The organism is Asticcacaulis excentricus CB 48 (assembly GCF_000175215.2).
Classification (GTDB): domain Bacteria; phylum Pseudomonadota; class Alphaproteobacteria; order Caulobacterales; family Caulobacteraceae; genus Asticcacaulis; species Asticcacaulis excentricus.
The window spans coordinates 555001-578227 of sequence record NC_014816.1 but is presented as its reverse complement, the minus strand read 5'-3'; the positions used below and the strand labels follow the sequence as shown (position 1 = coordinate 578227).

Here is a 23227-nt window from a genome sequence, read left to right as displayed (position 1 = left end):
GCCGCTTGCCGAAATCTACCGCGGGCGATCATCAGGTTTGGGGGCACATCGGTTCGTTATGGGTCGTGTCCCACCGGGTGGTGTAATTGGGTAAGAGCGAAGCGCTAGGCTCGCGGCCCCATTCAAGGGCCAGGCGAGCCTGAAGCGTCGCGGGTTGGTCATCAGTGATTTTCGGATATGGTTTGGGTTCCTACACTCATTCCAGAGACGAAAGAACCACCGATGACCAAAGAGATGATGGCCCTGAAAGGGCTTGTTGAAAAGACCTCCGACAGCGATTTGTTGCGTGAGATGATAGGTTTTGCCGCCGAGCGCCTGATGGCAATGGAGGTCGGCACTGTGACCGGCGCGGCTTACCACGAGAAGAGCGGCGAACGTATGGTCCAGCGCAACGGCTATCGCGATCGGGATTGGGAAACACGCGCCGGCACGGTCGAACTGCGTATTCCGAAACTTCGCAAAGGCAGTTATTTCCCGAGCTTTCTGGAGCCACGGCGCATGGCCGAGAAGGCACTGACTGCCGTTATCCAGGAAGCTTACGTTCAGGGCATCTCGACGCGGTCTATCGACGACCTGGTCAAGGCCATGGGCATGAGCGGCATCTCGAAAAGCCAGGTCAGCCGCCTTTGTGAGGAAATCGATGAGCGCGTGAAGGCGTTTCTCGATCGTCCGATCGAGGGGGAATGGCCTTATATCTGGATCGATGCCACCTACCTGAAAGTTCGCCGTGGGGCCCGGACTGTCTCCGTCGCCGTCATCATCGCTGTGGGCGTCAATACCGACGGCCGCCGGGAGGTTCTTGGCATGGAGGTCGGCACGTCAGAAGCTGAACCGATCTGGGCAGAGTTCTTACGCAACCTGACCCGTCGTGGTCTGCGCGGCGTCAAGCTGGTCGTCTCCGATGCACATATCGGGATCAAAGGCGCGGTATCGAAGGTTTTGAACGCCACCTGGCAGCGGTGCAGCGTACACTTCATGCGCAATGTCTGCGCCCATGCAGGCAAGAGTGGCCGCCGGGTCGTCTCGGCCTTCATCGGTACCGCCTTCGCTCAGGAAACGCCTGAAGCCGCCAGCGCACAATGGCGAAACGTCGCCGATCAGCTCAGGCCCAAAATGCCAAAGCTGGCAACGATCATGGACGAGGCTGAGCATGACGTCCTGGCCTACATGACCTTCCCAAAGGAGCACCGCATCAAGCTTCACAGCACAAACCCGATTGAGCGTCTCAATGGCGAAATCAAGCGCCGTTGCGATGTCGTGGGCATCTTCCCGAACGATGATGCCATTATACGCCTCGTTGGGGCTATCCTGCTGGAGCAGAACGACGAGTGGACGGTTCAACGCGGCCGCTACATCACCCTTGAAACCATCGCACAACTCAGCGATGATCCCGTTCTCAGCATGCCAGCCGTGGCAAGCTGACGAAAATCCGGACCCGTCCGGAAACCACTGATGCCTAGCGCTCAGTTACACCACGTCACGGGACACGATCTCGTTATGCCTTTGGGGGCGGGTCGATCTAAGGTCTGTTTCGCTACAGGAATTGTTTTCGATATCGATCCGGACCGTATGCTCAGATCAAGTGACGAGCGAGAAACCACCGCAATTCGGGACATGTACCTGACTTGCCGCTTTGCCAAGGTTAAGGCGTCCGGACATAGGCACTGGTCACTCAACTCATTGTTATAGGGATCAGCGCATTCAAGAGTTGAGAATAAGTTGTTTGTGTTTCCGACAGCGGGTTGACATATGAAAGGTGACCGCGAGACGGCGGCGTTACCAAACTCAATCCTGTGTGTCGTTTAAATGCCCGCATCCCGATCCGCGTCAGCACCCGCCCCCATACCGAATTTTCTGTCGCGATTAAGTGCTGCGCGCAGCAATCTGGGACCCAGTGCCCGCCTTGTGGCCGACTATATCCTGCAGAAAGCCAGCACGGTTGTTGGAATGTCCATAACAGAACTCGCAGACAAGACGGGGGTGAGCGAGGGCACGGTAATCAACCTGTGCCAGCAACTGGGGGCCAAAGGCTTTCAGCAGCTCAAACTGTCGCTGGCGCAAGAACTGGTGCAACCGGTGCATTTTATTCACGAGGACCTTGAGCCCTCGGATGATATCGAAACCACCTGCCGTAAAATCTTTCATTCCGGCGCTCAGGCGCTCAGCGATACCCTCTCGGTGCTCGACCCCGTTGCGATGACGGAGGCCGTGCGCCTCATGACGCAGGCCAAACGCATCGAAGTGTATGGAATAGGCTCGTCTGCGCCCGTGGCTGAAGACGCCAATTATCGACTGTTACGTATAGGGCTAGAATCGAAGGTGGTCATCGACTCGCACGTTCAGGCCATTAGTGCGTCACGAACCGGCCCCGACGTAGCGGTTTTGACGATCTCGCATTCGGGTGCCACCCATGAGACCCTGACCTCAACGCGTCTGGCGCATGAGGCTGGGGCCAGGACCATTGTCATAACGAACTTCACCCGCTCGCCTATTTTTGCGCACGCAGATGTACGCCTCCTGACCATGGCCCGTGAAACCCTGTTTCGAACCGAGGCCATGACCAGTCGCATTGCCCAGCTTTGTGTCGTCGACGCGCTGATCGCGGCCCTCGCGCTGCATGACTTTAGCCGTGCCAGTCAGACGCTTCAGGAAACCTTCGATGTCCTGTCGCTCAAGCGGTTCTGACCGCCTTACCCCCGCATTGAGATAATTTCACTCTCAATGAGTTTTGAGTTGAGGTTTTTTCATCAATTCGTCACGGATTTGCCGCTGAGGATTAACAATCAGTGAATACTTCCCTGTGTCACGCGGTCCGCCTCCCGACCGCCTGACCTACTGGGGACAATTCGATGAAACGCCATTTTTTTAGCGGGGGCACCAGCGTGCTCGCTTTACTGGCCGCTGGCACGGCCATGGCCGCCGGTCCGGCCGATACGGGTAAAGACGCGCCGGCTGATCAGACCGTTCAGGAAATCACCGTCAAAGGTGAAAAGAACCGCACTTCGTTACTAGCCAAAGAGGCCGAAGCCTACGGCACCGAGGTTCAGGTGGTGGGCGCGAAGGCTATTGAGGACTCTGGCGCGATTAACCTCGCCGAAGCGATGCAGTTCCTCGTTAAGGGCGTCAACATTGGCTATTCGCCGGATGAGGGCGAATTTACCATCCGTCTGGATGGTGGCGGTGACCGCGACACCCTGGTCGCAATCGACGGCGTGCCCACCTATGACCGCGGCCCGGCCCTCGAAAACATCTGGGGCGCGACGGCCATCGACCCGCACATGATCGACCGTATCGAGGTCTATCGCGGCGGCAACAGCCTTTATTTTGGTTCCAATGGCGGCATCGGGGTGGTCAATGTGATCACCAAAAAGCCCGATGGGACGAAGAAGGGTGAATTCGGCGTCTCTTACGGCTCGTTCGAAACGCGGGAGATCTGGGGCAACTATGCCTTTCCGCTCGACAAGGATGGCAAGCACAGCCTGATGGTCTACGGCACCATGCTGGCCACCGACAGCCCGCGCATCTTCGATCCTGAAAAATTCACCGATAACGTCAAGCTGTCGGGCGGGGTGCAGGACTATCCCTATAACCGCAACAATATCGGCGCGAAGTATCTCTGGAAGATCGACGACAATACCGAATTCCGCGCCAATGCCATCTATGTGGAAAGCTGGTTCCAGGACCCGTTCCCGTCAGGTGAGTCCTACTCTCCGAACACGCTGCGCTATCCGATCATCGACGCCGCTTTCACCAAGCGCGTTTCAGACACCCTGCTATTTGAAGCCTCAGCGTACTATTCGAATCCGAAGCTGTGGAACGCAGAGCTTTACCCAGAGATTTGCCGTATCGCTTCCGGATGTGTTGATCCGAATAACCCGTCAAAAACAATACCGCGCGGCGACTGGACCGGTGCCGTTGAGCCTGCCTTTGCTCATGGTTTCGGGACGACCAACCAGTTCAAATCGGGTTACAAGGAGATGGGGGCGACCGTGCGTGCCACCTGGCAAGCGCATCGCCTGCTCGAAGTGATCGGCGGCTTGCAGTACGTGACTTATAAGGACGACTCCTCGGAAGCGTTCGCCACCCCGAACAATGATTTTGCGACCACCGGGGTTTTTGTCGACCTGCATCCGAAACTGGCCTTTAGCCCGGATACCAACATTTCTCTGGCCGTGCGCACGGACTTCTCTGACGCTTTTGACTCCAAAACCATCTGGAAGTTCGGTCTGCGTCAGCCGGTCTTCGGTTCAGGCTACATCCGGGCGAATGGTGGCACCTCCTATTCGCTGCCGCAGACCAACGAGCTTTACCAGAACAATCCGCGTCCGCCCGCAGCGACCAGCCCGGTCTTCACCGTCGGCAATCCGGACCTCCTGCCCGAAGAGACGAAGACCTTTGCAGCCGCCATGGGCTATAGCCGTACCTTCGGAGATGTCTATATTGCCGGTGAACTGGGTGGGTTCCATACTGAGATCACTAATCGCATCAGCACGACCTCGGGTCTGACGCCGAATGTGTATTTCAACTCTTCGGCCATCACCGAAATCAAGGGGGCGACCGCCTCGCTCGACATGAGCGTCGGCAATCAGTGGGATATGAACTTCGCCTATACAAGCACCGACGCGTCGGAAACGTCGGGTTCGCGTAAAGGCCTGCAACTGGGTGAAACGCCGTCGTGGTTCTCGACAGCCTCGGTGAACTGGACGTCGCAAAACCGCCGTTGGAAATTCCTGGCACTGGCCCGCATTCAGGGTTCGGAATGGGCGCGCGGCGGTCCGGCTATTGCCGGCACAACCAAGCCCGCCGTCAACGGCCGGGGTCAGGACACCGGGGTTCCGAAGTTCAGCCACAACTTCGGCAACTATACCGTTGTCAACGCCTCGGTCACCTACCTGGCCGGTGAACAGCTCCAGCACCGTTTCCAACTGCGTATCGTCAACCTGTTCGATGAGTATTACGCGGAGCGCTACGGCTACGGCAACAACTTCTACGGCTCGGCGTTTAACCGCGGCGAGTACACCAATACCGATGACCGCTACTTCTATGGTTATCCGTTTGAAGGCAAGCCGCGCAGCTTCTACGCGACCTTTGCCACCTCGTTCTAAGATGTCTCACCCCCTCCTCCCTTTGGGAGGGAGGGGTTTTCTAAACAGATAAGACCGACCCATCCTGCCTTCGGTCCCCTCACTGTTTCCATCTGGGGCGCCCCGGATTCCACCCTTGGCCTCCTATCGAAAGCCCTTTGCCATGTTTTCGCGCCGTTTGTTCCTGACGTCGGCTTCGGCCGCCCTCTGGGTGCCTGCCTCCGCGCGGGCCTCCGCCTATCCCTTTACTCTGGGGGTGGCTTCCGGCTCACCGCGTGAAGACGGGATCGTGCTGTGGACCCGGCTTGCGCCAGAGCCGTTGAAGGGCGGCGGTATGAGCGGTCCCGCCGAGGTTCGCTGGCGCCTGTGCGAAGACGAACGTATGACGAAGGTGGTCCGTCAGGGCGTCGTGATGACCGGTGACGACGTCGGCCACAGCGTCCATATCGTTCTTAGCGGGCTTCAGTCGGGCCGCGATTACTTCTACCAGTTTCACTACGCCGACGCCGACAGCCCGATCGGCCGCACGCGCACGGCCTCACGCACAGCCACGACGGCAAAACTCGCCCACGCCAGTTGCCAGAGCTATGAGAGCGGCTACTTCACCGCCTACAAGGACATGGCCGAATGGATGCCGGACTGCGTCATCCATGTCGGTGACTACATTTATGAAGGCGGCATCGGCACCCTCGGCACACGGATGCGGGATATCGGAAAAGGGCGCCGGCAGGCGTTTGAAACCGTCCGTCTGCACAACAGCGCCGAAATCGTTACCCTTTGGGATTATCGCAACCGTTACGCCCTCTATAAAATGGACCCCCATCTTCAGGCCGCCCATGCCGCCGCGCCGTGGATCGTCGCGATGGACGACCACGAGGTGGACAACAACTGGGCGGGCGACACGCCGCAAGACCCCTATGCCCAAACAATGCTTGAATTCCGCGTGCGGAAGCTGGCGGCGTTTCAGGCCTACTGGGAGCATATGCCGATCGAAAAACCGCCGGTACTTGAGGGGTTAAAAAGCACGCTTCAGATGTATGGGCGTTATCGCTTCGGCCCGGCCGAAGTGAACCTTCTCGACACCCGGCAGTTTCGCGACGATCAGGCCTGCGGTGACAATCGCAAACCCCCGTGCACAGCCTTGCTCGATCCGAAGCGCACCCTCACCGGTGCGGCGCAGGAAGACTGGTTGCTTAAGGGCATTAACAGGTGTGAGGCCCTGTTCACGGTTCTGGCTTCGCAGACATGGTTTGGCTCGTTCCGGTATAATGGCGCCCCCGACGCGCCGGAACGCAATCTCGATCAGTGGGATGGCTACCCGGTTCAACGCCAGCGGCTGATCGATGCGCTGGCCGCGGGCAAGGCCCGCCCGATCGTTTTGTCCGGCGACTGGCATTGTTCAGCGGTGATGAGCCTGCACCGAGATCCTTATGAGGCCAAAACACCGCGCATCGGTCATGAATTTGCCGGCACCTCCATCGCCTCGGCCTGCCCGTGGGCGAGAGACATGAAGGACGCCTTGTCGCAGAACCCGCATGTCCACCACTATAACGGCGATCAGCGTGGCTATGTGCGCCACACCGTCACGCGCGACAACTGGTCGGCCGAATATCGCGTGGTGGCCGACGCCGGCATCGAAACGAGCCCCGTCCGAACGGACATCACCTTCGATACAAAGGAGGCCTGAGATGGCCACTGATCGCCGTTCCTTTCTGCGTTTAATGGGCGCAGGCGTGGCCACAAGCGCCCTTTATCCGGAAATTGCCGCCGCTCTCGACATTCCCGCAAAGCGGGTTTCGGGGACCCTTCAGGATGTGAAGCACATCGTCATACTGATGCAGGAAAACCGCTCCTTCGACCACTATTTCGGCACCTTGAAAGGCGTGCGCGGTCTTGGAGATCGACACCCCGTGCCCATGCCTGCCGGGCCGGTATGGCAACAATCGGACGGGCAAAACATCATTCCCCCTTTCCATCTGGACACGAAAACGACCAACGCCATTGCCGTGCCGGGCACACCGCATTCCTTTGCGGACTCACAGGCGGCCTGGAACCAGGGCCGCTTCGGCTACTGGCCGAAGTTCAAAAACCCCTATTCCATGGGCTATTACAAACGGTCAGACATACCGTTCCAGTTCGCCCTGGCCGAAGCCTTTACGATCTGTGACGCCTATCATTGCTCCATTACCACCGGTACTGACCCCAACCGCATCGTCTTCTGGTCAGGCTCCAACCATGATCCGCAGCTTCGGGCACAGGGCATCAACGCCACAGAAGCGAGTTCAGAACCCAACAATCTGCGTTGCTGGATCAAGGGGGCCCTACCTGAACCCGGCTATACCTATCAAGGGACAGCGTTTGACTGGCCGACCATCCCGGACGTGCTTGAACAGGCCGGGGTGTCCTGGCGCATCTATCAGGATCCGAACGATAACTGGACCGGTGCCATGCACGGCGGCCTCGCCTTTCGCAGTTTCCGCGAGTGCAAGCCGGGTGACCCCCTCTATGAAAAGGGCATGGCGCACTGGTCGCTGGAGCAATTCGCCGAAGACGCCCGGCAAGGCAAACTTCCTGCCGTCTCGTGGATCCTACCTCCCAAAGACTGGTCGGAGCATCCCTCAGCCTCTACGCCGCTTCAGGGTGCGGAGTTTACCGCTGGTATTCTTAAAGCCCTGACCGCCAATCCTGAGACCTGGAGCCAGTCGGTCTTCTTTCAGACCTTCGATGAAAATGACGGTCTGTTTGATCATGCACCCCCGCCGGCGCCGCCGTCCTACCGGGCCGACGGGACGCTGGCCGGCAAATCCACCTTACCGCTGGAGGGGTTCTACTTTTCGGACCCGGACGGCAAGTATCGCGATCCGCGCGACACGGTATCTGGCAGTCTGCGGCCTTGGGGGCTTGGCCCCCGCGTACCCATGTACGTGGTGTCACCATGGTCGAAGGGCGGGTTTGTTGCCTCCGAAGTCTTTGACCATACCTCGGTTGGTCAGTTTATCGAAAAGCGGTTCGGCGTCGTGATACCTGCGATCAGCCCCTGGCATCGTGCCGTGTGCGGCGATCTCACGTCGTGCTTCGACTTCGATAAGCCTAATGATCCGACCTTCCCGCCTTTGCCAGACAGTTCCAACTCTGAGCGCGAGGTTCTGAGACAAATCCATCGCAAAGCCATCACGCCGCCGAGCGTGCCCCAGCCTTTGCAGCAGGAACCGGGGACCCGCCCCTCGCGTCCACTGCCATACAGGCCAGAGGTCACGGCTCGGGTGGGTGGCACAGGCCTGACGCTTGATATGCGCAATTCCGGAACAAGGGGTCTGGTCCTGCACGTCTATGATCGGCTGAACCTCGACCACATTCCGCGCCGTTACACGATCGAGGCGGGTAAGCGCCTGTCTGATGTCTGGTCGCTAAAGGAAAAGGCCTATGACCTCTGGGTTTCGGGTCCGAACGGCTTTCTACGCATTTTTTCAGGGCAATCGGACTTTGCTGCCGAATCTACGCTTGAAACCCACAGCAACACCCTTTTCCTCATCCTAAAAAACCACGCAAAAACACCTCAAAATCTCACGGTGGATCAAAGCCTTTACGGCGGACCTGTGCAGACGGTGTCACTGGATGCGAGCAAGACACAGAGCTTCACGCTCGACACAATCGCCACCGGCGGCTGGTATGATGTCACGGTTTCGGCAGAGGGCTTACTGCGGCGCTACGCGGGACGCCTTGAGAGCGGACACGCGTCGATCAGCGATCCGGCGGTTTAATGGTTTGTGGAACACACGGTGTTGAGAACGGGGCAAAATGCGAACCCGCCAGGCTAAAGAGCGCGTCGCCGTTTAAGCAAGGTTGCGCCCGCAGAGGCCGGATGGCGCCCAAAGATGGTGTAGGGGCGGCTAGAGCCAAGGTTTTACGCTTTGGTGGTCGTCCCTCAGAATGAGGGCGCCATCACCCTACTGCGTCAGGTTCGTGGCCTGCGCCAGGCCTCATCGAGAGACGGCCACGAAAACCATGCCGGAATTGATGCCTCTTTGGAACGCTCACGCCTCTTTATGGTGGATGCAACGGGTAAAATCTGTTGTGAGGGTGACGCGTTCAGTGAACCTGAAGCGTTGTTGGCATGGTTTGCATCCTTTGACACTGAGCTTGACCCCATCGGTTTAGAAGCGCGTCCGTCGTCCCAGTGGCTCTGAGTGGGGATTCCGACGATGCCGCGCACTCATTCCGAGATTTTGGCGCGCACATATGGCGGGTCATCGATAGTTCATTAGGTGGTCTGATTACGTATCTCAGGTCAAAGGTGAGTTTGTTTTTAGGCGGCGCTTGGATTCGCCTTTCAGCGAGATACGGTGCGCATTGTGGACGAGTCTGTCGAGGATAGCGCAGCCCGCCTTCTGACCCTGATCCGCTCTCAAGCTAAATCCAGACGACACGCTAGAACACTCAGAGACAGACGTAGACGCCACAGTCACTGTACAACGCCACATACGGGGTGCGGGGGCGGTGCCCCCGCGTCTTGCCCTGTCTTCGCATCGTCATGCCGATGCCGTGCCTGAGTTGCGAAGCAGCTTGTAAGTGCGCCGTTTTAGATGCCTACGGCCGGGTCGGACCATCAGGACGATACCACAATAGAGATTGCCCGCATTGATAGTATTTGATATGGTTGCAGCTATTGCGTTGGTAGCGAGCCAGGCTCGTCGGGACTGGTGCATGGTCAGTCTGACTTTGCGTTCGTCGCCGGCGACGCGCGTGTGTTGGGGTTGGCGTCTCGCAAAGGGGGTTTCCATGTCGCGTAAATCCATTGAAGAACGGCTGGCGCAACTTGAGGCTCAGCGGAAGTCATTGCAGGCGCGGTTGTCGAAGGACGAGCGGGCCCGGGATACGCGCCGCAAGGTGCTGCTGGGGGCGCTGGTTCTGCATCGTCTCGAAGAGGGGCGCGAGAGCAGTGCGGACTATCTGCGCGACTTCATTCGGCGCGAACTACCGGGCTTTCTGACCCGCGACATCGACCGGCGTCTGTTCGAGGATCTGATCGGTCCCGGCAAGACCGGTTAGGGCGCATTCGGGGGGCTTTGAGATGATCAGTTCTGTCCTTCGGGTGTTACGCGCACTTCGCAAGGGTCTGGTGCGCGCTGTGCGTGACCCCTTGGGGGCCTTTCTGTGGGTTGTCGGCGCACCGGTTCGGGTGTGGAAGCCCGTACTGTACGCCCTTGTGGTGTCCGTTGTGATTTTGATTTTGCTGGCGCTGCTCTCTGAGTGGGTCGAAGGGCGTCTGGCTTTAATCGGCATCGGCGGAAAGCCTCTTAAGCGGGTACTGGATCTGATTGTCGTGGGTATCGTCGTGGCCGTGCTCTGGCGGCTTCTCGTGAAGCCCCTTCTTGATCATCTGGGTGATGGGGATGGATCTGACACCCATGGCTCAGCGCGCTTTGCGGAGAAGCGGGAGATGGCTGCGGTTACGCGCGGGCATGAGGGGCTTCTGATCGGCCGGGATAGGAGTACACGCAAGCTCATCCGTTATTCAGGCCCGGCGCATCTGCTGACCCTGGCACCGAAGCGATCGGGCAAGGGCGTGGGGACGGTTATTCCAAACCTTCTTGTGCAGAACCGTTCCGTGATTTGTGTGGATCCCAAGGGCGAGAACACGCGCATCACGGCGCGCGCCCGATCGGCGTTTGGTCCGGTCTATATTCTGGATCCGTTTGGCGTGACAGGACTACCTTCCGCCTCGTTCAATCCGCTGGCGGCTCTTGATCCCGACAGTCCGGATATTGCTGAGGATGCGGCGCTGCTGGCCGATGCGCTGGTCTGCGATGCGCCGGGCACCGCCGGGGAAGCGCACTGGAATGAAGAGGCGAAGGCGCTGATCACGGGGATTATTCTCTATATCGCCACTGAAGAGTTCGGACACCGGCGCAGTCTGGCGACCTTGCGGGAATATCTGACGCTAAATGTTCCGGAGTTTGCCGATTTACTCGACCGCATGCAGGAAACGGACGCCTGTCACGGGCTGATCAGGCGGGCGGCAAACCGGCATCGGTCGAAGGCCGATCGGGAGGCGGCCGGTGTGCTGTCGTCAGCGCAGCGGCATACGCACTTTCTCGACAGTCCGCGCATGACGGAGGTCATGATCGGGTCGGATTTTGCTTTTGGTGATCTGAAGCAATCTGTGGCCACCGTGTATCTCGTTCTGCCGCCCGATCGGCTCGACACCTATGCGCGGTGGCTGAGGCTACTCGTGACGCAAAGTCTGACGGAACTGGTGCGCGCAAAGCGCCCTCTCCCTTCGCCCGTTTTGTACCTGCTGGATGAGTTTGCGAGCCTCGGCTATCTGTCGTTTGTGGAGAGGGCCATGAGTCTGATGGCGGGCTATGGCGTACAGCTCTGGCCCATCCTTCAGGACATCCATCAGTTACGCGCCCTCTATGGTCAGAGGGCCGGCACTTTTCTATCGAACGCCGGCGTACTTCAGGTCTTTGGCGTCAACGACTATGAGACCTCAAGGCTGGTGTCGGATCTGCTGGGACAAGAGACGGTCGTATTCCAGTCCACGGGCCGCAATATGGACTCCAACAAGAGCGGCCTCTCCTACAGTGAGCATCACACCGGGCGGCCGCTTCTGACGCCCGATGAGGTGCGTCAGATGCCTCCGGATACACAACTCCTGTTCCTCAATGGTCAACGCCCCATTGTGGCAACCCGGCTCCGGTACTATGCTGATCCCGAACTGCGGGGCCTTTTTGATGCTGGCTGATAAGCTCGAACACCTACCGGATGTGAAACGGCGCGAACTGACCCGCGTCGTGCAGATCCTGTTTGACGAGTTCGAGGATGCGACCAAGACCGCGCTCTCTGATAAGCGCAAGGCCGGGCGCATTCTCAAGATCATCCTCTTTGGCTCCTACGCCCGTGGTGACTGGGTTGAAGACCGCTCCTCCGGCTATCGCTCGGACTATGATATCCTCATTGTCGTCAACGGTCAGGCCTTCACTGATCTGCAAGATTACTGGGCCAAGGCCGACGAGCATCTGATCCGGGAATACACCGTCACCGAACATATCCGCACTCCGGTCAACTTCATCGTGCATAGTCTCAATGAGGTGAACGATAACCTCGCCAGAGGGCGGCCCTTCTTCGTCGATATCGCCCGCGATGGCATCATGCTGTACGAGGCCCCGGGGCATCCGCTGGTCGCGCCCAAGCCGCTGACCGAGGCGGAGCGGCTGGCAGAGGCCAGGGGGCACTATGACCTTTGGATTTCGAAGGCCTCCAGCGCTCTCAGCGGAGCGGCGTTCTACATGGAACGTGGGGAGAAAAACGACGCAGCATTTTTACTTCATCAAGCAGCGGAGCGAGCCTATCACTGTCTGCTGCTGACGCTTTCCCTCTACAGCCCGAAGAGCCACCGCATAACCATGCTGCGGTCGCAGGCTGAGGTGCTGGATGACCGTCTGAAGGGCATTTGGCCGAATGAGACAAAGCTACACCGACAGGCATTCGATCGGCTTCGGCGGGCTTATGTCGAGGCCCGATACTCAGCGAGCTACAGCATCGGCGAAGACGAACTCTCGTGGCTGAGCGAACGGGTCGGATTACTGCAAAAAACAATAGAGGCCGTGTGCCAGGATCGCCTGGCTTAGAGCTCCGTTCGGGGCGTTTAAGCAACGGGCCGGCAAGTGTCGTGCGAATGATGCTTTTTGCTGCGGCCCAGATAGCCGCGAGGGGGAGAAATGAAGCGGTTTTTATGCGGTCTTATACTGGCGGCGTTATTGGTGGCATTGCCGGCCCACGCACAGGACGTTTCAGGCCGATGGATAGGCGCGATCGATAACCATCTCATTGCCCTGATCACAATAGAAAAGTCCTCGGACGGCACCTACAACGGCACCTATTCCAGCCACGAACTCCCGCTGACGACCCGTGACGCTCACGCCGTCTCAAATGCACCACTTGCACACATCAAAGCCGATACTGGCCACTTCGCTTTCGAAGTCCCAGCGATCGGCGGCGCCCTTTTCAATGCCAGGTGGAACCCTGCCAGCCGCCAGTGGGTCGGGACATTTCAATGGGGTAAGGGCGGCTATAAATCGCTCTTGAGCCTCCGTAAAACTGACGCGGCCACGCTGGCAGACGCCTGGGCGGCTTCCCGAAAACCTCGTGTTTACGAAAGCGCGGCCGAGGAAAGCGCTGTAATGGCGACGCTGATCGACGGCTATGTCCGTGACGACCGCTTCACCGGTTCTATTCTGGTTACTCGAAACGGGAGCCCCCTAATCGACAAGGGATATGGCATGGCCAACAGGTCGGCCGGAACACTAAACACGCCAGACACACGCTACCATATTGCCTCAATCACCAAGCCCTTCACCGCGACGGCGATCCTGATACTGCAAGACCGTGGAAAGCTCAGCATTGATGATCCAATCACCCAATACCTGCCCGATGCTCCCGTTGCGTGGAGGCGCATAACCCTCCGTCATCTGCTTGCCCACACTTCGGGTCTGGGGGACTATAATCACCTGTTGGCCGGGAAATTCGGCGAGGCCTTCACCCCCCAACAACTTTGGAACCTCCTCCGAACTCTCCCCGTTTCGTCCGAGCCCGGTGAAAAATACCAATACAGCAACGCTGGATTTTCTATCCTAGGCCTCGTGATTGAAAAGGTCAGTGGGCAGACTTACGGGGATTTCCTGCGTGCAAACATTTTCAGGCCGCTCCATATGGATGCCACCGACTACAACCCAGCGCCCAGCGCGGAGGACGCCGTCGGCTATGAGATGGGGGACGATGCGCCGGTCGCCGCCGCGCATCGAGACTTGACCAACAGCTTTTCCGCAGGTGGCCTGGTTTCGACCGGACATGACTTGTTGAAATGGCAGCAGGGCCTGTTTGAAGGTCGTCTGATCTCGAAAAGGGCCCTTGCCGAAATGAAGGCCCAGGGACTTGGCCTCTCGCGTACGATCCTTGACGAACAGACCTTGTATAGCCACAGCGGCCATCTTCCAGGCTATGTCAGTGACGCAGCCTATCAGCCCGAGCTTGGTCTGTCAGTCATCGTCCTCGGCAATCTCGACAATAGCTCAACCGTGTGGATATCAAAGGCGCTTGCCACAATCGCCCACGGCTATCCGGCTGAGGTCGTTCCTTTGCCAAAGGCTATCGAGGTCGCTCCGGAGGTCCTGGCGCAATATGCCGGCACCTATGTGCTGATGCCTGATCTGAGCCTGGCTGTAACTGTTGAAGGTAGCCACCTTTTGGTGACGGCGACAGGCCAGGACAGTGTAAGGGCCTACCCGGAGTCAGAAACCATGTTCTTTGCCAGATCCGTTGAGGCGAGGCTGGAGTTTGTGAGGGACAACGATGGGAAGATGGGTTGCATATTACATCAGGCCGGACAACGCATCCCTGGGATCAGGCGATAACCGTTGGGGATGCATTTGCGCACGAGGCTGGCATCCTTCGATCTTAAGGCCCGAACGCCCGCAAGCGATCATTAACACCCAGTTTCCCCTGCCATACTGACAGAGGAACGGCGCAACGGTGCCACGAATGGATTTTGATGGGAAAAAGCTGGCTTTGATGCCCAAGCTTGCCCGCTGCTTCTCGACTTCCCAAGGACACTTGCAATGTTTATCATCCAACGAGCTACCGCATGAGTGCGGTCAAAAGGGGGGTGTGTTTTGGACGAAATGGACAGTTTTAGCTCCCGTGCCCTCGGTTCCGGTACACCGGCCTCCGTCTCGTCGCGGCGGGTGTTTCTTCTAAGCACGGCTTGCAGCGCTATGGCGACTGTCACCTTTGCCACACCTCAGGAAACGGGCTTCATCGGTGCTGGGATCCCCGTAGAAATAGGCAAGGGCTATCGCATCACGTCCCATATTCTGGGCGACATGCGTAGGGTCAACATATCCCTGCCCACCGAATATGCCGATCCGGCAACCGCTCACAAACGCTATCCGGTCCTTTATCTCCTCGACGGCGGAGACGGCTGGCAGGATTTTGCGCACATCGCAAGTATGGTCCAGCAGGGCGGGACATGGGGGGCCAACGCGCCCGTGATCGTTGTGGGCATCGAAAGCAAGGACCGCAAGGCCGAGCTCACCACGCCCTCGACTGATCCGGAGGAAATAAAGAAGCTGCCGACCAGCGGAAAGGCCGATCTTTTCCGCCGGTTCATGGTCGAAGAATTGAGGCCTCTGGTCGATGCAGCCTACCGCACAGACGGGGTGAACGCGATCATGGGGGAATCGCTGGCGGGCCTGTTTGTGGTCGATACCTTTCTGCGCTTTGGCGGACAGTTTCAGAAGTACATCGCCGTCAGCCCCAGCCTGTGGTGGGACTATGGCAATCTGTCCAAAATGTCCGATTCATTATTGAAGACGAAAACGACAACGCCGCGAACCCTGTGGCTTTCCATCGGCAATGAAGGCGGCACCATGCAGGCGGGTGTGGATCGTCTGGTGGCCGCGCTGAAAGACAACGCGGCCGAAAACATCGCCTGGAGCTATCGTCCGCTCAAGGACGAAAGCCACGCGACCATTTATCATCCGGCGGCAACGCAAGGAGTCCGCTTCCTTTTTCCTGGTGATGCCGGATAACCAGAAAGCAGCATAGGGAAGCCATACCTTGAACTGACCAAGCCCCTTGTCAGGAAGGTCCACCTCGCGCCCGTTGCGGACATTAACTTTCCAAAGAATTAAACACGCTTAAAGCGGCTAAAAGACGATCAGAAACCGTCTGAGCAAAGTGCGGCCAACGCACTCTTCAGGGGGGTGAGGTCTCCATTGAAACTGGCGATCATCGCGGGCAGGAAGGTGTCACGCTGAACCCCTTCGAAGTTGAAGGGAAACCCGGCGCGCTGTCCAACAAGGTACATGAAGGCCAACTGCGATCGCCCATTCCCATCACGGAAACAGTGGATTGCGTTCAGCTCGGCAAGAAAATCTGCGGCGGCAGCAACGAAGTCAGATAAATTGGACTGCCCCTGAAACGCAGGTCTGTTGAGCATTCGAAACACGGCCGCCGCCTGATTGTCGATATGCTCAGGATAACAAAAGGCGTTGCCACCCTTCGAAATGCGAACCGTACGGCATTGCCCAGCCCATCCGTAAACATCCTGAAACAGGTGATGGTGAATCGCCTTATAGTGTTCGAAATCGAAGTTACCCTCTGGTAGAGGTTCGGTCGAACGCAGGAAGGTCATTTCGATTTCAAAGCTGTCGAGAAGTGCTTCGTCGCGAAGATCAGCAAGATTTCTCAGAACTTCGGAATTAGGATAACAGTACGGGTCGTCAAACGCCTCGTACCTCTCCTCATCAACGCTCATTCCCTGAACTGGCGGGCAAGGTAGGCAGCTCGAACGGCAGCACGGCGCTCGTCTGGAGACAGCGTCTTATCTGCCCAGAGGCGGTCCAAGCGGCGCTGGCTCTCTTCGCTGGGCACAAGTCCTTCCACAGCCGAAATCGCGGCAAAAGCGGAAGCCTCCATTACCGCCTTTGTCAGGCCTGTGATTGTATTCGTACGTGAGAGGGACCGAGTCATGTATTTAGGATACCTCAAGCTGCCCCATCCATCCACTTGGAAATCACGTCTCAGCGCCAAACCACGCTAAAGCGCACCGAAATCGCGCCTAAAGGCCATACCCCCCGCGTCCCTTTCGCGCCCCTTGCGGACATTTGAGTGTGGATGGTTTGGTGCGCCCGAAACCGGACAAAATAGCCACCGCCACCCTAACTCGACACCGGATTAGAGCAGCGACATTTCCTCAAACGATCACATGACCACTAGCGACCACTCCTACTAGCAGGGCGTTGATCCGGACAACAATCGATAGAGATAGTTCAGATCTTCAGCTCCGCGACGATACCGAAAATCATTCTGGAGTTGCCTCCAAATTTCCGGACAAAGTCGGGGATTTTCGTTGGTTGGCTATAACGCTGCGTTCACAGAGTGTCGAACCGGTGCGCTCACTTCAACCTCGTTTTTGCAATTGCCTGGTAGGCCGAATGCGCGGCGGCGGCAACCGGAGACCAATCTACATTGGCTGGGTTCGGCATAGATCTTCCAGGACCAATTGCCTTCTCAAATTCATGAATGAAGATGGAGAGGGCCTCGACTTCGTCGAGATCGTAGAACACCTCTCCTATCATGCCGTTGGGGTTGCTGGCAAAATCATGGTCATCAAAGAAGAAATGCACATCGAAATCAACGTCTTGACTTGATTCAAAGTGTGCCACCTCCGAACAGTCTTTCAGGTATGCCAGCAATTCATCTCTGATGTTCGGGCATCTCAATAGACTGGGGTCAATATTCTCTTTTGCCATGTGAGAATTTTTTCAACATAAATCCGATTCAGGTTGCTTTGCAGTGCTCTGAACTCTCTGGGTGAGAGATATCGCAAAGCCTCTTGCGGGCGAAGCTCATTATAGTGCTGGAACCATTTCGGTAGTTGGCGGATGACGGTTTCGGCGTCCGGCAGGGGGTTCACGCGTACGTAGTCGCGTTTGAAGGTCTACACGAAGGCCTCGGCCATACCTTTAGATTCCGGGTGCAAATTCGCGCGCAATTCTGGCCTCCTCGAGCTCGATTTTTGGGTCCAACTCGCCCCATTAGGCTGTGCATTCCCCGTTTCTAAAGTTTGGACCTTAAAAGACTATGAGGGGGCGACTTTGAATGCGACTTGACAGGCCTGATGCATACCCTCCCCGTAAAGTGCAGCCTAGCGCCCAAGTCGGACATTCTCCTTTCAACCGATTGCCATCTCCGTAAGCGGACACTGAGATCAGGGCCGGACGTCATAAGCACGGCACAGTTAAATGAATACCGGGCCTCGCTTCTCACAGCACTATTGGAAACGTTTGGATTCGCACCCAATGTGCAGCCATCCGTGCCTGTGCACCCCCACGTCGCCTAATCGGCTTGCGTCAAATAGGATACGACGGAAATGCGCGCGACCACTCAACTTCTGGAGTGAGGATAGCGGGACTTTTTGTCATTTAACGGTTCGTTTTCGGGCAACGCATTTCGCTCAAATCTTTCCGTCCTCCCTGCGACCTGGAGACAGCAAATAGGTGGATGATTTTTACACCGCCCGCACCGGCACGATTCCGGTGCTTCCATGGTCGGTTTTTCACCGCCGCTTACACAAGGATTCATGGCATCGGAGATTTATGTTGCCGCGACATTGGCGCGTGATCGTAGTCATGCCATAACTGTCGAGGAAGTTGTGGCGACTAAGAGAGATCGTGTCCCGTGACGTGGTGTAACTGAGCGCTAGGCATCAGTGGTTTCCGGACGGGTCCGGATTTTCGTCAGCTTGCCACGGCTGGCATGCTGAGAACGGGATCATCGCTGAGTTGTGCGATGGTTTCAAGGGTGATGTAGCGGCCGCGTTGAACCGTCCACTCGTCGTTCTGCTCCAGCAGGATAGCCCCAACGAGGCGTATAATGGCATCATCGTTCGGGAAGATGCCCACGACATCGCAACGGCGCTTGATTTCGCCATTGAGACGCTCAATCGGGTTTGTGCTGTGAAGCTTGATGCGGTGCTCCTTTGGGAAGGTCATGTAGGCCAGGACGTCATGCTCAGCCTCGTCCATGATCGTTGCCAGCTTTGGCATTTTGGGCCTGAGCTGATCGGCGACGTTTCGCCATTGTGCGCTGGCGGCTTCAGGCGTTTCCTGAGCGAAGGCGGTACCGATGAAGGCCGAGACTGTTGATTTTCACCAAAAGTTGCCCCCCTATGTGTGCCGAGGATTGACCCAAGCCTCTCCTGATCCTGCAGCGGGTTCGTCGCCAAAACTAGGGTCAACTTGAAACGAAAATTTCGAGCTTAAAAGGGTCAATTTTTGGTGAAACCCAACAGATAGGCCTCAGGGGCCGCCTTTGCAGCCGCTGCCGTGGCCTTATAGAGCTGTTTGTACTCCTCGCCCGTGAACCACGGGCGGTGGATCACCTTCCTCTGCTTCTTATAGGGCGGGGACAGCATCGGTATCGCCCCGAGCTTGCCGTGCCGTACGGCCGTTTGCAGGACCAGAGACAAGGTGCCAATCTCGTCATGAAGCGTGCTGCGTGACGGCGGCTTGAGCGGCTTCACATAGGCCCCCTCCCCGTCCTTCGCCGGCAGGCGCCCATGCTGCTGGGCGCGGTGCAGGCGGTAGTTCTGGATGTCGCCACTCGTAATCTGCGATATGCCCATCTTGCCGAAGAAGGGCCGCAGGTGTAGCCGGAGCCTTGCCTTATGGCCCGCCACCCATTTCGGGCTGCGCTCGCCTTCCGTGATGATTTCATACTCGACCTCAAAGAGGTCAGCCATATCGTTGAAGGTCGCCTCGCGCACCTCCTTCAGGGGAAGACCGGCCCGCGACTTGCCGCGCAAGCCGAGATACCAGTCCTCAGCCACCTGCTGGGCCAGAGACAGGCTGTCACTGCCCGTACTCTTCTTGATCTGCTGCTTGTTGACGCTCGCCCGCGCGAACCACACCTGGCCGCGCTTAAACAGCTGAACCTTACCGCCCAGAATGGTGTGCGTTTGCATAGCCCCCTCACCATAAATCGCCTTATGCGATAGCGTTATACCACCACTGCGCGACCAGATCAATCGGGGCTGATTTCTGGGCTAGGTTTGGGCTAACGCAAAAACGGCCCTTCCGAGGAAGAGCCGGTTTTGCAAACATATGTATTTGTTTAAGATTTTGGGTGCGGGAGCCAGATTTGAACTGACGACCTTCAGGTTATGAGCCTGACGAGCTACCGGGCTGCTCCATCCCGCGACACGTTTAACCAGAGGTATGTCTGGTTAAGCAAAAGACCGGCCTGAGTTTTTGGACCGGTCTTTGTGTTGAGAGTTGTGATTGAAGGGTTAGGACTTGTGTTTGATAGACCTGGCGGCGACCTACTCTCCCGCGCCTTAAGACGAAGTACCATTGGCCCAGGCAGGCTTAACGACCGAGTTCGGAATGGGATCGGGTGGGGACCGGCCGGCATAGCCACCAGGTCAATCGAACACAAGTTAAGGAAGACATTGTTTGAAGAACGAGCACTGTACGGTGCGTTTATTTGAGGGAACGATCAAGCCGATCGGATTATTAGTACTGGTTAGCTTCACTCCTCACGGAGCTTCCACACCCAGCCTATCAACGTGGTAGTCTTCCACGATCCTCAGCGAGACCTTGTTTTGAGGTTAGTTTCCCGCTTAGATGCTTTCAGCGGTTATCTATTCCATACTTAGCTACCCTGCTGCGCGGCTGGCGCCACGACAGGTCCACCAGAGGTATGTCCATCCCGGTCCTCTCGTACTAGGGACAGATCCTCTCAAGTCTCGAACACCCACGGCAGATAGGGACCAAACTGTCTCACGACGTTCTGAACCCAGCTCACGTACCACTTTAAATGGCGAACAGCCATACCCTTGGGACCTGCTCCAGCCCCAGGATGTGATGAGCCGACATCGAGGTGCCAAACTTTGCCGTCGATATGGACTCTTGGGCAAAATCAGCCTGTTATCCCTAGAGTACCTTTTATCCGTTGAGCGATGGCCCTTCCACGCAGGACCACCGGATCACTATGGCCGACTTTCGTCTCTGCTCGACTTGTCAGTCTCGCAGTCAGGCGGGCTTATGCCATTGCACTCAGCGAACGATTTCCGACCGTTCTGAGCCCACCATCGCGCGCCTCCGTTACACTTTGGGAGGCGACCGCCCCAGTCAAACTACCCACCACGCCATGTCCCGGACCCGGATAGACGGGCCGCGGTTAGACGCCAACAGCAATAAGGGTGGTATTTCAAGGATGGCTCCACAGAGACTGGCGCCCCTGCTTCATAGCCTCCCACCTATCCTACACATGTTGCTGCTAACGCCAAGGCGAAGCTATAGTAAAGGTTCATAGGGTCTTTCCGTCTGACCGCGGGAACCCCGCATCTTCACGGGGAATTCAATTTCGCTGAGCCTATGCTGGAGACAGTGGGGAAGTCGTTACGCCATTCGTGCAGGTCGGAACTTACCCGACAAGGAATTTCGCTACCTTAGGACCGTTATAGTTACGGCCGCCGTTTACCGGGGCTTCAATTCGGAGCTTGCACCCCTCCTTTTAACCTTCCGGCACCGGGCAGGCGTCAGACCCTATACGTCGCTTTACAGCTTCGCAGAGCCCTGTGTTTTTGATAAACAGTCGCTACCCCCTGGCTTGTGCCACTCAGTCCTGCTTGCGCAAGGTGAGTCACGCTTATCCCGAAGTTACGCGTGTAATTTGCCGAGTTCCTTCAGCATAGTTCTCTCAAGCGCCTTGGTATGCTCTACCTGACCACCTGTGTCGGTTTCGGGTACAGTCTATGTATGAGTTATTTCCAGGGACAGCTTCGCTGCACGTACAATCCAATAAGCACGTACAACTTACACCATCCGTCACTTCATACTGGCTCCGGAATATTCACCGGATTCCCATCGACTACGCCTTTCGGCCTCGCCTTAGGGGCTGGCTAACCCTGCGCAGATTAGCTTTACGCAGGAACCCTTGGTCTTTCGGCGAGAGTGTCTCTCACACTCTTTATCGCTACTCATGTCAGCATTCTCACTTCCGATACCTCCAGCCAACCTCACGATTGACCTTCTCAGGCTTACGGAACGCTCCGCTACCGCTCACTTACGTGAACCCATATCTTCGGCGTATGGCTTGAGCCCCGTTACATTTTCCGCGCAGGATCGCTTGATCAGTGAGCTGTTACGCTTTCTTTAAAGGATGGCTGCTTCTAAGCCAACCTCCTGATTGTCAATGCAATCCCACATCGTTTCCCACTTAGCCATAACTTGGGGGCCTTAGATGATGGTTAGGGTTGTTTCCCTTTTCACGACGGACGTTAGCACCCGCCGTGTGTCTGCCGGACAGTTCTCTTGGGTATTCGGAGTTTGGTTAGAATTGGTACAGCTCGCGCCGCCCGCATCCATCCAGTGCTCTACCCCCAAGGAATACATCCGACGCTCTACCTAAATAGATTTCGCGGAGAACCAGCTATGTCCAGGTTTGATTGGCCTTTCACCCCTATCCACAAGTCATCCGAGTCTTTTTCAACAGACACCGGTTCGGACCTCCAGTACGTGTTACCGTACCTTCATCCTGCTCATGGATAGATCACCTGGTTTCGGGTCGTCATGCGACGAACTTAACGCTCTATTCAAACTCGCTTTCGCTACGCCTACACCTATCGGCTTAAGCTTGCTCGGCACATGAAGTCGCTGACCCATTATACAAAAGGTACGCCGTCACCCCGCTTCGGGGGCTCCGACTGCTTGTAGGCTTCCAATTTCAGGTTCTGTTTCACTCCCCTTGTCGGGGTGCTTTTCACCTTTCCCTCACGGTACTTGTTCACTATCGGTCGCAGAGGAGTACTTAGGCTTGGAGGGTGGTCCCCCCATATTCAGACAGGATTTCACGTGTCCCGCCCTACTCGAGGATCTTGCTAGTTGACGCCTACGGGACTATCACCCGCTATGGTCAGCTTTTCCAAGCTGTTCGGCTTTATATCACAAGATCACTGGCCTGGTCCGATTTCGCTCGCCACTACTTTCGGAGTCTCGGTTGATGTCCTTTCCTCCGGGTACTGAGATGTTTCAGTTCCCCGGGTTCGCTTAATAAACCTATGTATTCAGTCTATTATACCTTTCAAACCACCAACTCATTTTAGTGCAGAACACTAAAATGAGAGGGCAATCAAAGGTGGGTTTCCCCATTCAGAAATAACCGGATCAAAGGGTGCTAGCGCCTCCCCGGTTCTTATCGCAGCTTGCCACGTCTTTCTTCGCCTCTCTGCGCCAAGGCATCCGTTAGAAGCCCTTCAACGCTTGATCGTTCTCTCAACTAAACGCACCGACGACATCCGTCGTTGGCCGCGTTCGTTCTTGTTTCAGACGCTTCACTCACCGTCGCCCTTGGAAAGAGGGTATGGACGACAGTGGACTTAACATCTGGCCTCTCAGCCAGACGAAAAGCGTCTAGTCAGACAATGTCTTCAGGTTCCCCTGTGGTCTATGAACCAGACCGGCGGGATAACCCTTCATTCACAATAAGAAAGTAGGTCAATCGACCCACAACCGCCAGATCAGAGGTCACCCTCATAATCCGACGAAACTCATTCGCATCGTAAGTCGTTCTCA

13 protein-coding genes, 1 tRNA gene, 2 rRNA genes and 3 pseudogenes are annotated in these 23227 nt (G+C 56.9%); 10 read left to right on the top strand and 9 right to left on the bottom strand.

Translation table 11 applies throughout. From position 1 onward, the window contains the following. Positions 1 to 222 precede the first annotated feature (222 nt). From ASTEX_RS02695 to ASTEX_RS02675, 5 genes are all read left to right on the top strand, one after another. Entirely contained in the window at positions 223 to 1422 is a 1200-nt protein-coding gene (locus tag ASTEX_RS02695) for an IS256 family transposase (protein ID WP_013478067.1), read from the top strand. Between the two features lie 384 nt (positions 1423 to 1806). After that, on the top strand, positions 1807 to 2685 hold the full coding sequence (locus ASTEX_RS02690; RefSeq protein WP_013478066.1) for a MurR/RpiR family transcriptional regulator: 879 nt from the start codon (positions 1807 to 1809) through the stop codon (positions 2683 to 2685). 164 nt (positions 2686 to 2849) lie between these two features. Continuing rightward, positions 2850 to 5105: a TonB-dependent receptor plug domain-containing protein gene (locus ASTEX_RS02685; RefSeq protein ID WP_013478065.1), complete on the top strand. Its 2256-nt coding sequence runs from the start codon at positions 2850 to 2852 to the stop codon at positions 5103 to 5105. A 115-nt stretch (positions 5106 to 5220) separates the two neighbouring features. After that, positions 5221 to 6771 carry an alkaline phosphatase D family protein gene (locus ASTEX_RS02680; RefSeq protein ID WP_245532522.1) on the top strand — a complete coding sequence of 517 codons (1551 nt, stop codon included), beginning with the start codon at positions 5221 to 5223 and terminating at the stop codon, positions 6769 to 6771. 1 nt (position 6772) lies between these two features. After that, positions 6773 to 8845, top strand: coding sequence for a phosphocholine-specific phospholipase C (locus ASTEX_RS02675; protein ID WP_013478063.1), 2073 nt, complete (start codon positions 6773 to 6775; stop codon positions 8843 to 8845). 522 nt (positions 8846 to 9367) lie between these two features. On the opposite strand, the pseudogene ASTEX_RS21040 reads toward ASTEX_RS02675, so the two are convergent. Further along, positions 9368 to 9460, bottom strand: a pseudogene (locus ASTEX_RS21040) (ATP-binding protein); the annotation flags it as partial. A 403-nt stretch (positions 9461 to 9863) separates the two neighbouring features. Between ASTEX_RS21040 and ASTEX_RS02670 the strand changes: the two are divergent. The 5 genes from ASTEX_RS02670 to ASTEX_RS02650 all read left to right on the top strand — a co-directional run bounded on the left by ASTEX_RS02670 (position 9864) and on the right by ASTEX_RS02650 (position 15676). After that, a complete protein-coding gene (locus tag ASTEX_RS02670; protein ID WP_013478062.1) occupies positions 9864 to 10133 on the top strand; it encodes a hypothetical protein in 270 nt (89 codons plus the stop codon). A gap of 22 nt (positions 10134 to 10155) precedes the next feature. Continuing rightward, entirely contained in the window at positions 10156 to 11832 is a 1677-nt protein-coding gene (locus tag ASTEX_RS02665; RefSeq protein WP_013478061.1) for a type IV secretory system conjugative DNA transfer family protein, read from the top strand. Beyond that, the gene (locus tag ASTEX_RS02660) at positions 11822 to 12718 is read left to right on the top strand and encodes a HEPN domain-containing protein (RefSeq protein WP_041658461.1); all 897 of its coding nucleotides are present in this window, start codon (positions 11822 to 11824) and stop codon (positions 12716 to 12718) included. The genes ASTEX_RS02665 and ASTEX_RS02660 overlap by 11 nt, the downstream gene beginning before the upstream one ends. Positions 12719 to 12808: 90 nt before the next feature. Continuing rightward, complete coding sequence (locus ASTEX_RS02655; protein WP_013478059.1) at positions 12809 to 14500, top strand: serine hydrolase; 1692 nt, start codon at positions 12809 to 12811, stop codon at positions 14498 to 14500. Between the two features lie 360 nt (positions 14501 to 14860). Further along, positions 14861 to 15676, top strand: coding sequence for an alpha/beta hydrolase (locus ASTEX_RS02650; RefSeq protein WP_245532521.1), 816 nt, complete (start codon positions 14861 to 14863; stop codon positions 15674 to 15676). 128 nt (positions 15677 to 15804) lie between these two features. On the opposite strand, the gene ASTEX_RS02645 is transcribed toward ASTEX_RS02650, so the two are convergent. From ASTEX_RS02645 to ASTEX_RS02615, 8 genes and pseudogenes are all read right to left on the bottom strand, one after another. Continuing rightward, on the bottom strand, positions 15805 to 16404 hold the full coding sequence (locus tag ASTEX_RS02645) for a Fic/DOC family protein (protein WP_013478057.1): 600 nt from the start codon (positions 16402 to 16404) through the stop codon (positions 15805 to 15807). Positions 16405 to 17044: 640 nt separating this feature from the next. Beyond that, positions 17045 to 17401, bottom strand: a complete 357-nt coding sequence (locus ASTEX_RS20230) for a hypothetical protein (protein WP_013478056.1) — start codon at positions 17399 to 17401, stop codon at positions 17045 to 17047. Further along, positions 17368 to 17625 (bottom strand): annotated as a pseudogene (locus ASTEX_RS19750) (integrase core domain-containing protein); the annotation flags it as partial. The pseudogene ASTEX_RS19750 and the gene ASTEX_RS20230, both read right to left, overlap by 34 nt. Positions 17626 to 18388: 763 nt before the next feature. Next, positions 18389 to 18799, bottom strand: a pseudogene (locus tag ASTEX_RS02635) (transposase); the annotation flags it as partial. Between the two features lie 119 nt (positions 18800 to 18918). Then, positions 18919 to 19614, bottom strand: a complete 696-nt coding sequence (locus ASTEX_RS20780) for a tyrosine-type recombinase/integrase (RefSeq protein WP_174266568.1) — start codon at positions 19612 to 19614, stop codon at positions 18919 to 18921. A gap of 158 nt (positions 19615 to 19772) precedes the next feature. Then, positions 19773 to 19849, bottom strand: a tRNA-Met gene (locus ASTEX_RS02625). Between the two features lie 109 nt (positions 19850 to 19958). Next, positions 19959 to 20073: ribosomal RNA gene (gene rrf, locus ASTEX_RS02620) — 5S ribosomal RNA — on the bottom strand. Positions 20074 to 20143: 70 nt separating this feature from the next. Then, positions 20144 to 22921 (bottom strand): 23S ribosomal RNA (locus ASTEX_RS02615). Positions 22922 to 23227 lie beyond the last annotated feature (306 nt).

Excerpts from the sequence above, each read along its gene's own strand:
- ASTEX_RS02665 (WP_013478061.1), top strand. The coding sequence starts at position 10,156 with ATGATCAGTTCTGTCCTTCGGGTGTTACGCGCACTTCGCAAGGGTCTG.
- ASTEX_RS02660 (WP_041658461.1), top strand. The coding sequence starts at position 11,822 with ATGCTGGCTGATAAGCTCGAACACCTACCGGATGTGAAACGGCGCGAA.
- ASTEX_RS02650 (WP_245532521.1), top strand. The coding sequence starts at position 14,861 with ATGGCGACTGTCACCTTTGCCACACCTCAGGAAACGGGCTTCATCGGT.
- ASTEX_RS02670 (WP_013478062.1), top strand. The coding sequence starts at position 9,864 with ATGTCGCGTAAATCCATTGAAGAACGGCTGGCGCAACTTGAGGCTCAG.
- ASTEX_RS02675 (WP_013478063.1), top strand. The coding sequence starts at position 6,773 with ATGGCCACTGATCGCCGTTCCTTTCTGCGTTTAATGGGCGCAGGCGTG.
- ASTEX_RS02645 (WP_013478057.1), bottom strand. The coding sequence starts at position 16,404 with ATGAGCGTTGATGAGGAGAGGTACGAGGCGTTTGACGACCCGTACTGT.
- ASTEX_RS02695 (WP_013478067.1), top strand. The coding sequence starts at position 223 with ATGACCAAAGAGATGATGGCCCTGAAAGGGCTTGTTGAAAAGACCTCC.
- ASTEX_RS20780 (WP_174266568.1), bottom strand. The coding sequence starts at position 19,614 with ATGCAAACGCACACCATTCTGGGCGGTAAGGTTCAGCTGTTTAAGCGC.
- ASTEX_RS02685 (WP_013478065.1), top strand. The coding sequence starts at position 2,850 with ATGAAACGCCATTTTTTTAGCGGGGGCACCAGCGTGCTCGCTTTACTG.
- ASTEX_RS02655 (WP_013478059.1), top strand. The coding sequence starts at position 12,809 with ATGAAGCGGTTTTTATGCGGTCTTATACTGGCGGCGTTATTGGTGGCA.
- ASTEX_RS02690 (WP_013478066.1), top strand. The coding sequence starts at position 1,807 with ATGCCCGCATCCCGATCCGCGTCAGCACCCGCCCCCATACCGAATTTT.
- ASTEX_RS20230 (WP_013478056.1), bottom strand. The coding sequence starts at position 17,401 with ATGGCAAAAGAGAATATTGACCCCAGTCTATTGAGATGCCCGAACATC.